A 1930-nucleotide genomic window follows, 5' to 3' on the forward strand; every position below is an offset into this window, starting at 1 on the left:
GCGCGACCGCCTGGACCTCGGCCACCACGGCCGGGGTGGTCAGCGGGTCGCCCGCGACCAGCCGCAGCACCAGCCGGCCGGCCTTGGCTTCGGCGGTCAGGTCCTTGGCGACCTCGGCGGCCTCGCCGACGGCGGGCCGGACCTCGGCGCCCTCGGCGGCCATGGCCAGCACGGCCTGGGGCACGTCGGGGTCGGTCACCACGACCTCGGCCTTGGTCAGCAGCTCCTGGGCACGGACCGTGAGCAGGCCGGCGTCGCCGGGCCCGGAGCCCACGAACGCTACGCGCCCGGTGGTCTTTCGCGCGGGGGTCATTTCTCTCCTCTTGCGGCGGCCGTGCGCGATCGCACTGCCACAGGTCTCCTACGTCTTCGAAGCGCTCGCGAGAGCGCTACTGGGTGGGTCCGGAGAGGACTCCGGCTCCGAGGTCCAGCAGCTCGGCGGCCAGGTCCTTGCCCAGCTGGGCAGCCTGGTCCTTGTCGGCCAGTGCGATGGCCCGGACCATGTCCACCGCACCGTTCTCGCCCTCGGCCGCGGCGGTGCCGCGCAGCGAGATCCGTTCCACGACCTTGCCCTCGGCGTCGAGATCTTCGACGATCTCGGCGAGCGCGCCCACCGGCGCGCTGCACCCCGCCTCGAGCGCGGCCAGCAGGGCCCGCTCGGCCGTCACCGCGGCCCGCGTGCCCTCGTCGTCCAAAGTGGATGTGAGCAGCTGCTCCAGGTCCACGTCGGCGGACCGGCACTCCACCGCCAGCGCGCCCTGTGCGGGCGCGGGCAGCATCTGGATCGGGTCGAGGGTCTCGGTGATCGCCTCGGCCAGTCCGACCCTGGCCAGTCCGGCACGCGCGAGCACCACGGCGTCGAGCTCGCCGTCGGTCACCTTGCGCATGCGGGTGTCGATATTGCCGCGAATCGGCACGATTTCCAAACCGAGGCCCAGCGCGCGCAGCTGCGCGGTGCGCCGCGGCGAGCCGGTGCCCACCGTGGCCCCGGGCAGCAGCTCGCCCAGCGTGAGCCCGTCGCGCGCGATGAGCGCGTCCCGCGGGTCCTCGCGCGGCGGCACGGCGGCCAGGGTGATGCCCGGCTCCGGCGTCGTCGGCAGGTCCTTGTACGAGTGGACGATGACGTCGACTTCGTTGCGCAGCAAGGCTTCCCGCAACGCCGACGTGAAGACGCCGACCCCGATCGTGGGAATCGGCGCGGAGGACTGGTCACCGGGCGTGGTCACCTTGACGATCTCGACCTCGGCGCCGGTGGCGCGCAGGGCGTCGGCGACGGTCCCGGTCTGGGCGAGCGCGAGCTTGGAGCCGCGCGTGCCCATGCGAATGACTCTGGTCACTACTACTTCTTCTCTGCTGGGGGCTTCGGGCTCGCCACGGCGGCCGGTGCCTGCGGGTCGAGGCAGAACAGTTCTCGCAACGCGTTCGCGTAGTCGGTGTCGGCCGTCTCGGCGGCCAGCTGCTTGACCCGCACCGTCGGCGCGTGGAGCAGCTTGTCGACCACCCGGCGGACCGTGCGGCCGACCTCTTCGCGGACCCCGGCGTCGAGCTCGGGGAGCCGGTTGTCCAGCCGGAGCAGCTCGGCGTCGACGACCTCGGCCGCGCGCTTGCGCAACGCCGTCACGGTCGGGGTCACCTCGGCGCTGCGCTGCCCGGCGAGGTAGTCGCGCACCTCGTCGAGGACGATCCCGGTCGCCTTGGCGGTCTGGCGCTCGGTGGTCGGGGTGCCGGCTTCACGCATCCGGCGCTGGATCGTGGCCAGGTCGACCACGCGGACGCCGTCGAGCTCGCCGACCGCCGGGTCGACGTCGCGCGGCAGGCCGAGGTCGCAGACGACCAGGGCGCGGCCGCCGCGGGGCAGCACGTGCTCCGGCGTGAAGACAGCGTCCTGCGCGCCGGTGCAGCAGATCACGACGTCGGCTTCGCGCACCGC

2 protein-coding genes and 1 pseudogene are annotated in these 1930 nt (G+C 73.5%); all 3 read right to left on the minus strand.

The genetic code is table 11. The features are described 5' to 3' along the window. Positions 1–313 (minus strand): SAM-dependent methyltransferase (locus G3I65_RS08840; RefSeq protein ID WP_239070875.1); only part of this gene is annotated, 313 nt, incomplete at its 3' end. Between the two features lie 76 nt (positions 314–389). Next, positions 390–1337: a hydroxymethylbilane synthase gene (gene hemC, locus G3I65_RS08845; RefSeq protein ID WP_309235341.1), complete on the minus strand. Its 948-nt coding sequence runs from the start codon at positions 1335–1337 to the stop codon at positions 390–392. Positions 1338–1339: 2 nt separating this feature from the next. Continuing rightward, positions 1340–1930 (minus strand): annotated as a pseudogene (locus tag G3I65_RS08850) (glutamyl-tRNA reductase); the annotation flags it as partial.

The sequence above is a fragment of the Amycolatopsis sp. SID8362 genome (assembly GCF_010550475.1).
GTDB lineage: Bacteria > Actinomycetota > Actinomycetes > Mycobacteriales > Pseudonocardiaceae > Amycolatopsis > Amycolatopsis eburnea.